We start from the raw sequence: 6000 nt of genomic DNA on the forward strand, positions 1-6000 counted from the left end.
GATGTGCCTTCTCGGTGCCTTCTCGGTGTGTGCGGTTGCGTCCCGGCCGGTGACCGGACCGTGTCTAGCGGGCCCGGTTCAGGGTCTGGAGGGCGGCCCTCAGGAGCTGCGGCACCGGCGCCGAGCCGGTCTCCGCGATGGCCGCCTCGGCCTGCGGGGACACGGCGGTGACGGCGTCCTCCGCCTCGCGGGCGGCGTAGCCGAGCCCGATGAGGGCGGCGGAGAGCTGCTCGGTCCAGGGGGCCGGGCCGGAGGCGGCCCGCTGGGCGCCGACCAGGCCGCCGGTGACCGACGGGGCGCCCAGCTTGTCCTTGAGCTCCAGCAGCAGCTTCTGCGCGCCCCTCTTGCCGATGCCCGGCACCGCCGTCAGCGCCTTCTCGTCGCCGGTGGCGAAGGCGGTCCGCAGCGCGTCGGGGCTGTGCACGCCGAGCATGGCCTGGGCGAGCCGCGGCCCGACCCCGCTCGCGGTCTGCAGCAGCTCAAAAACCTGCCGCTCGTCGTCCTCGGCGAAGCCGTAGAGGGTGAGCGAGTCCTCGCGGACCACCAGGGAGGTGGCCAGCCTGGCCTCCTCGCCGGCCCGCAGGCCGGCCAGGGTGGCGGGGGTGCAGTGGACGAGCATGCCGACGCCCCCCACCTCGATCACGGCGCTGGTGGGGGCGAGCGCGGCGACCGGGCCGCTGACGAAGGCGATCATGTGCTTCGGCCTTTCGAGGCGTGCAGGGCTACGGCCTGCTGCAGGCGGTTCTGGGCGGGGGCCCGCCAGATGTGGCAGATGGCGAGGGCGAGCGCGTCGGCGGCATCGGCCGGCTTCGGCGGGGCGTCCAGCCGCAGCAGCCGGGTCACCATGGCCCCGACCTGCGCCTTGTCGGCCCGGCCGCTGCCGGTGACGGCGGCCTTCACCTCGCTGGGGGTGTGCAGCGCGACCGGTATGCCGCGGCGCGCGGCGCACAGCATGGCGACGGCACTGGCCTGCGCGGTCCCCATCACGGTCCGTACGTTGTGCTGGCTGAACACCCGCTCCACGGCGACCAGATCGGGCCGGAACTCCTCCAGCCACTGCTCGATGCCTCGCTCGATCCCCACCAGCCGGATCCCGGTGTCCGCGTCGGCGGGGGTCCGTACGACGCCCACGCCGAGCATCTTCAGGGGACGCCCCGCGACTCCCTCGACCACACCGACACCGCACCGGGTCAGACCGGGGTCCACCCCCAGAACGCGCACACCGACCTCACTTCGCTCACCAGTTCCCGCACGTTTGAGCAGGCTATCCGGTAGGTCTGACAACGCAGCGGGCCGACGGGGGCGTGTCCCCGTCGGCCCGCTGCGCGGAAGGCCGCGGATCAGGCGTCGACCTTCTCCATGACCTCGTCGCTGACGTCGAAGTTCGCGAAGACGTTCTGCACGTCGTCGCTGTCCTCCAGCGCGTCGATCAGCTTGAACATCTTGCGCGCGCCCTCTTCGTCGAGCTCGACCTGCATGGTCGGGACGAAGCTGGACTCGGCCGAGTCGTAGTCGATGCCGGCCGCCTGGAGCGCGGTACGGACCGCGATCAGGTCGGTGGCCTCGCTGATGACCTCGAACTGCTCACCGAGGTCGTTGACCTCCTCGGCGCCCGCGTCGAGCACGTGCTCCAGGACGTCGTCCTCGGACAGCTCGCCCTTGGGCAGCACGACGACGCCCTTGCGGTTGAACAGGTACGAGACCGAGCCCGGGTCGGCCATCGAGCCGCCGTTGCGGGTCATGGCCACGCGCACGTCGGACGCGGCGCGGTTGCGGTTGTCGGTGAGACACTCGATGAGCACCGCGACGCCGTTCGGACCGTAGCCCTCGTACATGATCGTCGCGTAGTCCACGCCGCCGGCCTCGAGGCCGCCGCCGCGCTTGACCGCGGAGTCGATGTTCTTGTTCGGGACCGAGCTCTTCTTGGCCTTCTGGATGGCGTCGAAGAGGGTCGGGTTACCGTCCGGGTCGGCGCCACCCGTACGGGCCGCGACCTCGATGTTCTTGATCAGCTTCGCGAAGAGCTTGCCGCGCTTGGCGTCGATCACGGCCTTCTTGTGCTTCGTCGTAGCCCATTTAGAGTGGCCGGACATCTGCCTGTCTCCTTCGCGTAACCAACAGTGTTTCGCCTCGATCCTACCGGGACGCGGTCAGGCGCTTGCGCGCACCATGTCCACGAAATACGCGTGCACGCGCTCGTCTCCGGTGAGTTCGGGGTGGAACGAGGTCGCCAGGACGTTCCCCTGGCGGACGGCGACCGTGTGGCCGTCGTACTCGGCGAGGACCTCGGCGGAGGCGCCGACCGACTCGACCCAGGGGGCACGGATGAACACGCCCTCGACCGGGCCGCCCTCGATGCCGGCGAACTCGATCCGGGCCTCGAAGGACTCGTTCTGTCGCCCGAAGGCGTTACGGCGCACGATCATGTCGATGCCGCCGAGCGTCTCCTGGTCCTCACGGCCGTCCAGGATCTTGTCGGCGAGCATGATCATGCCGGCGCAGGTGCCGTAGACCGGCATGCCGGCCCGGACCCGCTCGCGGAGCGGCTCCAGCATCCCGAACAGGACCGCGAGCTTCGACATGGTCGTGGACTCGCCGCCCGGGATCACCAGGGCGTCGACCTCGGCAAGCTCCTCGGGGCGCCGGACCGGCCTGGCCACGGCGTCCGCCGCGGCCAGGGCGATCAGGTGCTCCCGTACGTCGCCCTGCAGGGCCAGGACGCCTATCACGGGGGGATTGCTCATCGGGGTTACTGCCTTACCAGCCGCGGTTGGCGTAGCGCTCGGCCTCGGGCAGGGTGTCGCAGTTGATGCCGACCATGGCCTCGCCCAGGTTGCGGGAGGCGTCCGCGATGACCTTCGGGTCGTCGTAGAAGGTGGTGGCCTTCACGATGGCGGCGGCACGCTTGGCCGGGTCGCCGGACTTGAAGATGCCGGAGCCGACGAAGACGCCCTCGGCACCGAGCTGACGCATCAGCGCGGCATCGGCCGGGGTGGCGACACCACCGGCGGAGAACAGCACGACCGGGAGCTTGCCGAGCTCGGCAACTTCCTTGACCAGCTCGTACGGGGCGCGCAGGTCCTTGGCGGCGGCGAACAGCTCGTTGTTGTCGAAGCCGCGCAGCTTGGCGATCTCGTTCTTGATCTGGCGCAGGTGACGGACGGCCTCGACGACGTTGCCGGTGCCGGCCTCGCCCTTCGAGCGGATCATGGCCGCGCCCTCGGCGATGCGGCGCAGGGCCTCGCCCAGGTTGGTGGCGCCACACACGAACGGGGTGGTGAAGGCCCACTTGTCGGAGTGGTTGATCTCGTCGGCCGGGGTCAGGACCTCGGACTCGTCGATGTAGTCGACGCCCAGCGACTGCAGGACCTGCGCCTCGACGAAGTGGCCGATGCGGGACTTCGCCATGACCGGGATGGAGACCGCGCCGATGATCTCCTCGATCATGTTCGGGTCGGACATCCGCGCGACGCCGCCGTCCTTGCGGATGTCGGCGGGCACCCGCTCCAGGGCCATGACGGCCACGGCACCGGCGTCCTCGGCGATCTTCGCCTGCTCGGCGTTGACCACGTCCATGATCACACCGCCCTTGAGCTGCTCGGCCATGCCGCGCTTCACGCGCGCCGTGCCGGTCTCAGGGGTCTGCGGGGTGGGGGAAAGCGTGCTCACGGGGTGACCTCACTCGAAAGGTACGGATCTACTCGGCCGAGCAAACCGCCCGGGACCAGTCCACTGCAAGGGCCAATAAGGAGCCGGTGGCTCCTCCCGACTTGGCCATCCGGTACAAAACCCCGGCCGGGCGATGCGCTAGGGCGGGCGTGGGGTGGCCTCGGGGAGGCCGGTGGGGCCGCTTGTCGGGGCCGGTCAGACGGGTGGTCGGGGCCGGTGGGCCGACCTGTCAGGGCCGGTGGGCCGATCCGTCAGGACCGGTGGGCCGGCTCTGACGGAGCCGGTCCGCCGACCACCCGATCAGGGCCGGTCCGCCAGCAGGGCGGGCGGCTCGTCGTCCATCTCGAACGCCAGCGGAAACGGCGCGTGCCCTGCCAGTCTGAACCAACGGACCTTCCGATGGGTACGCAGCGCGCGGGCGGCACGCACCGCGTCGTTGTGGAACCGCCGCGCCATCGGCACCCGCCGCACCGCCGCCCCCAGCTCCTCGGCCGCCTGCTCGCCCCCGGGCGCCTCCCGCAACGCCTCCACCTGCGAGGCGTCCCCGAACACGGCCCGCAGGGCCTGGCTCAGCTCGCTCTCGGCAACCTCCCGCTGCTCCTCCTCGGCCTGCCGCGCCGCGTGCGCGGCCTCGTACAGCACCAGGGAGGAGGCAGGGTCCATGGCCCCGGAGGTGGCCACCTCCACCGCCACGGACGCACGCCGCACGAGCTGGGCGTCCAGCGCGGCCCGCGCCGCGTCCATCCGCACGTGCAGCCGGTCCAACCGCCCGGCGGTCCAACTGAGGTACACGCCGACGACAGCCAGCCCGACGACGATCCACACAACCGTTTCGATCACGCCGAGCGACTCTAGCGGGTCATGCGGAACGCACCTCCCCGCGGCCCGCTCCACCCCCCGAGCCCCACCGGGGCGGGACGGGGGCTGCCCACCCGCCCCCCGGCACCGTGCGGACGGGCCGGACGACGCGGGGAGGCGGGTCGGGGCAGCAACGGGACTCCGCCCGGGCGGAATGAGCCGACAGACGGGGCCGGGGCAGCAACCGGACTCTTGTCGAGTGGGACCGGTCGGCGGGTGGGGGTGTGGGTGGGGGTGTGCCGGGGCGTTGCCTGGACGGAATCGCAGGGGTGCCCGGGGGCTGCCCGTCAGTCCCAGTGTCATTCCGGGTCCGTCAGCCCTGTCAAGGGCGCTCCTTCGTCGCGTCGCCCGGAGGGCGATGGCCCGTTGGGCCACCCTTGACAGACCTGACGGCCCCGGAACGACAAGGACTGTCGGGCGGCCCCCGGGGGAACGGCATGGAGGGACCCAAGGCCACACCTGCTCTGGCGTTGGCGGGCACGGGCAGCGGCTGTCGCTCGGCCAGCCGCCCTCCGGGCGGAAGCAAGAGTGCGGTTGAGGGGATGACTGCACACCAGCGCGTCCAGGGCGCCCCAGATCGCTACGTGCTCCTGCCGGAAGGCGAATTGGGCCTGCCGGTGGCCGTACATAAGCCGCCATCGATCGCTACGCGGTCCGGGCCGTCTCGGCGGCCGACGAGCCTGTGGGGTTGGTGCCTGCGGAGGGCGGCAGACGCCCACGATCGCTACGTGGTTCGGGCCGGTCTCGGCGGCCGGCAGGCCGATGGGGCTGGTGCATGTCAGATGGCAGACGGCGGATCAGGCGACCGCGACTCGCTTCGGTTTGTCGGCGGATGCGGCGCTCCGGGGGCTGGGGAGATGACGCAGGTGATCGCTGTGTGCTGATGCCGGGATGGCGGCAGACAAGCCGACCCGAGGCGGGGCTTCTGAGACCCGATGTGGGAGGCACGCACGCAGTGCGTGAGACCGGGCAGCCACTTGACCGCTCGTGGTGACGAACAGGCCGTCGTTTCATGCAGTCTGCCGCCTCCGGCGGCGGCTGGCCGGTGCCGGGTGGCCGGTGGATCAGGCGGCCGGCGTTCGCGGTCCGGCGGGAGCGCGTAGCGATCGATGGCGGGTCACCCCCGCCCGTCTGATCGTCTCCACGGACGGCCTGTCGGCCGCCATGCTCTGAATGCACACGTAGCGATCGATGGCGGCTTGTGTCCGGCCCCTGACGGGCCGGATCCGCTGAGAAACAGGAGCACGTAGCGATCTGGCGCGCCCTGGGCGTCGTTTTCGTGCAGTCATCCCGTCGACTGCGATTTGGCGTCCCGCCCGGAGGGCGGCTGGCCGAGCGGAGCTGCTGCTCGTGCCCGCCAACGCCAGAGTCGATGGGTCCTCGGTCCCCCATGCCGTTCCCCCGGGGGCCGCCCGACAGTCCTTGTCGTTCCGTGACGGTCGTCGGGGTCAAGGGTGGCCCAAAGGGCCATCG

6 protein-coding genes are annotated in these 6000 nt (G+C 71.3%); all 6 read right to left on the reverse strand.

Going from position 1 to position 6000, the window contains the following annotated elements; genetic code table 11:
- Nucleotides 1–64: 64 nt before the first annotated feature.
- Nucleotides 65–694: a Holliday junction branch migration protein RuvA gene (ruvA, locus tag AB0O36_RS33775; protein WP_365117000.1), complete on the reverse strand. Its 630-nt coding sequence runs from the start codon at nucleotides 692–694 to the stop codon at nucleotides 65–67.
- Nucleotides 691–1221 (reverse strand): crossover junction endodeoxyribonuclease RuvC, encoded by a 531-nt coding sequence (ruvC, locus tag AB0O36_RS33780; protein WP_365117001.1) that lies wholly within the window; start codon nucleotides 1219–1221, stop codon nucleotides 691–693. The genes ruvA and ruvC overlap by 4 nt, the downstream gene beginning before the upstream one ends.
- A gap of 119 nt (nucleotides 1222–1340) precedes the next feature.
- Nucleotides 1341–2093: a YebC/PmpR family DNA-binding transcriptional regulator gene (locus AB0O36_RS33785; protein WP_365117003.1), complete on the reverse strand. Its 753-nt coding sequence runs from the start codon at nucleotides 2091–2093 to the stop codon at nucleotides 1341–1343.
- Between the two features lie 57 nt (nucleotides 2094–2150).
- Nucleotides 2151–2744 carry a pyridoxal 5'-phosphate synthase glutaminase subunit PdxT gene (pdxT, locus tag AB0O36_RS33790; RefSeq protein WP_365117005.1) on the reverse strand — a complete coding sequence of 198 codons (594 nt, stop codon included), beginning with the start codon at nucleotides 2742–2744 and terminating at the stop codon, nucleotides 2151–2153.
- A gap of 13 nt (nucleotides 2745–2757) precedes the next feature.
- Nucleotides 2758–3669 (reverse strand): pyridoxal 5'-phosphate synthase lyase subunit PdxS, encoded by a 912-nt coding sequence (gene pdxS, locus AB0O36_RS33795; protein ID WP_365117007.1) that lies wholly within the window; start codon nucleotides 3667–3669, stop codon nucleotides 2758–2760.
- Nucleotides 3670–3969: 300 nt separating this feature from the next.
- Nucleotides 3970–4509 (reverse strand): hypothetical protein, encoded by a 540-nt coding sequence (locus AB0O36_RS33800; RefSeq protein WP_365117008.1) that lies wholly within the window; start codon nucleotides 4507–4509, stop codon nucleotides 3970–3972.
- Between the last annotated feature and the right edge of the window lie 1491 nt (nucleotides 4510–6000).

This window comes from Streptomyces sp. NPDC089799, assembly GCF_040684755.1.
Taxonomy (GTDB): domain Bacteria; phylum Actinomycetota; class Actinomycetes; order Streptomycetales; family Streptomycetaceae; genus Streptomyces.

What these genes read in the sequence shown, in the direction of transcription:
- ruvA (WP_365117000.1), bottom strand. Translation starts at nt 694, where the DNA reads ATGATCGCCTTCGTCAGCGGCCCGGTCGCCGCGCTCGCCCCCACCAGC.
- AB0O36_RS33785 (WP_365117003.1), bottom strand. Translation starts at nt 2,093, where the DNA reads ATGTCCGGCCACTCTAAATGGGCTACGACGAAGCACAAGAAGGCCGTG.
- pdxT (WP_365117005.1), bottom strand. Translation starts at nt 2,744, where the DNA reads ATGAGCAATCCCCCCGTGATAGGCGTCCTGGCCCTGCAGGGCGACGTA.